At 71.6% G+C, this 2,066-nt stretch carries 3 protein-coding genes; all 3 read left to right on the top strand.

Annotation, left to right across the window (positions count from 1 at the left end; all coding sequences use genetic code 11):
- Window positions 1–333: 333 nt before the first annotated feature.
- Complete coding sequence (locus VIB55_RS10425) at window positions 334–1,059, top strand: hypothetical protein (RefSeq protein ID WP_331876597.1); 726 nt, start codon at window positions 334–336, stop codon at window positions 1,057–1,059.
- A gap of 148 nt (window positions 1,060–1,207) precedes the next feature.
- Window positions 1,208–1,666: a hypothetical protein gene (locus VIB55_RS10420; protein WP_331876596.1), complete on the top strand. Its 459-nt coding sequence runs from the start codon at window positions 1,208–1,210 to the stop codon at window positions 1,664–1,666.
- A 170-nt stretch (window positions 1,667–1,836) separates the two neighbouring features.
- The coding region (locus tag VIB55_RS10415) for a hypothetical protein (RefSeq protein ID WP_331876595.1) at window positions 1,837–2,066 on the top strand (230 nt) is incomplete at its 3' end.

The raw sequence follows: 2,066 nt of genomic DNA, 5'->3' as shown, positions 1-2,066 counted from the left end.
ACCGGAACGCCCAACCCGCTGACGGGGAACGCGCCCGCGACGGGCGCCGCTCCGGCCCCGGCCACCGGCACGACGCCCGCACCGGCCGCGGGCACCACGCCCGCGCCGGCCACGACGCAGCCGTAAGCGCCGGACGAAGCTTCGCCCCGACGGCCCCCTCCCGGAACTCCGGGAGGGGGCCGTCCGCGTTTCCGCCCCCGGACGCTCGCCCAGCACCGAAGGGGGAATGGAACTTGCTTCCGCGCCACCGCGAACGCCCCGGTACGCGGAACGTCGGTTCTCTTGGACTATGACACCGGGGCCTGCACACTCGGAAGAACGGAGACGCAGCCCGTGGCCCTGACTCGGAAGATCTCGCGCGCGATGCAGCGGCAGGTGGACCTTACCACCGCCGTCTGCCAGGAACGGCTGCTCTCCACGCACGTTCGCCACGTACTGGCGCTGGTAGACCTGGTGCACGAGGAGCTGCCCTTCGACAGCGCCCTCGACATCTACGCGCGCATCCTGCGGCTTACGCCGGAACAGGCGCGCAACGTGGGGAGCCGGGCGCTGGCCGCCATCGGCCGGCGCACGGGGCTCACCGAGGCCGAAGAGCTGAACCTGGACCTCGAGGACGACGAGGAAGACGAGCTCGCGCACCGTCCGGGGGAGGACGGCGGGCGGTTCGACGCGGTGTTCTCGCGCGTTCGCCGCCGCATCAAGGGCCGCGTGCACGACGACCTGCGCCAGCGCATCAACCTGGCGGCGGCGCGCGCCGAGGACTCGCTCTTCGAAACGCACGTCAACAACGCCCTGGTGTTCGGCAAGGCCTTGGCCGAAGAGGTTCCGCTGCACGAGGCGGTAGACCTGTACCTGGACGTGATGACCATCCCCGAGGGGGTGTCGGACGTCATCTTCAACCGGGCCCTCCGCATCGTGGCCGACGACGTGCTGCCGGCGCTGGAGCCCGCGCGCGTGCCCCGGCGCGACACCGACGGCCGCGCGGCCACGACGGCGGCCACGACGACGACGACGGCCACGACGTTGGACGCCACGCCGCCCGCCACCGGCGCGGCGTAGAGCGGCAGCGCGGGTGACCCAGCGCGCAAAAGGCGCGTCTGGTATAGGCACGACGGCCGCGCCGCGAGGGCGCGGCGGCCGGTGGGGGAAGAGGACGGGCCGGCGCACCGAAGCGCCGTCCCGAGCGGACGCGGAAGGGGAGGCTGGGTTGTCCTGGAGCGCCATCATTTGGGCGGGTTTCGTGGCCACGGTCCTGTCGGCCTGTGTATTCTGGCTGTTCCGGAGCTTCGAGTGGACGCGGTTCAGCCCCACCACCCAGCTCGGCTGCCTGTTCTTCCGCGAGCCGAACGTTCCCTTGACGGAAACGGTGGGCTTCCTTCTTTTCCTCGCGCTCGGCGTTTCGCTGGTGCCCGCGGTGTACGCCCTGATGATGGGCGTGCTCGGCGGGGCGGGGTGGGGAACGGGAACCATCGTCGGCTTCCTCAACGGCGCTGCCGTCGCGGTGGCACTGCCCCTGCTTGGGCGGGTCAGCGCGTGCGTACGAGAGGGGCGGCTTCCGCCCCCCGGCCGCTACGGCCTGCACTGGGGCAAGGCCACGCCGTGGGCGGTGCTGGCGGGGCACGTGGTGTACGGGGCCGTCATGGGCGGCGTCCTGAAGGCATTTTAGCGCGGTCCCGGGCCGGGACCTTCACACGGGCGCAGGAGGTGTAGACGGCAAACGCGCAGGGTTTGCCAGGGGGAGCAGCCTCGAGGGCTGCCGGCCCCGGGTTCGTGACGGTGGGATGGTCACATGGATGGTTCGCAGGAAGCGATGCACACCCGGTTCGGAGAGACTCCATGAAGCGATTGCTGACATCCGCCCTGGCAGGCGCCGTAGTCGTGGCGGCAGGGACGGCAGGGGAAGCGCAGGCCCAGGACATGATGGGCCGGCGCGCGAGCGCGTTCGAGCTCGGCATCTATGGCGGCGGCGCGTACACCACGTCCTGGTTCACCACCCCCGGCACCGCCACGGCGGGTGACGAGGACATCGATTGGGCGCCGGGGCTGTCGCCGATCTTCGGCGCGAC

The organism is Longimicrobium sp., assembly GCF_036554565.1.
GTDB lineage: Bacteria > Gemmatimonadota > Gemmatimonadetes > Longimicrobiales > Longimicrobiaceae > Longimicrobium.
This window is presented reverse-complemented; position numbering and strand designations above follow the sequence as displayed.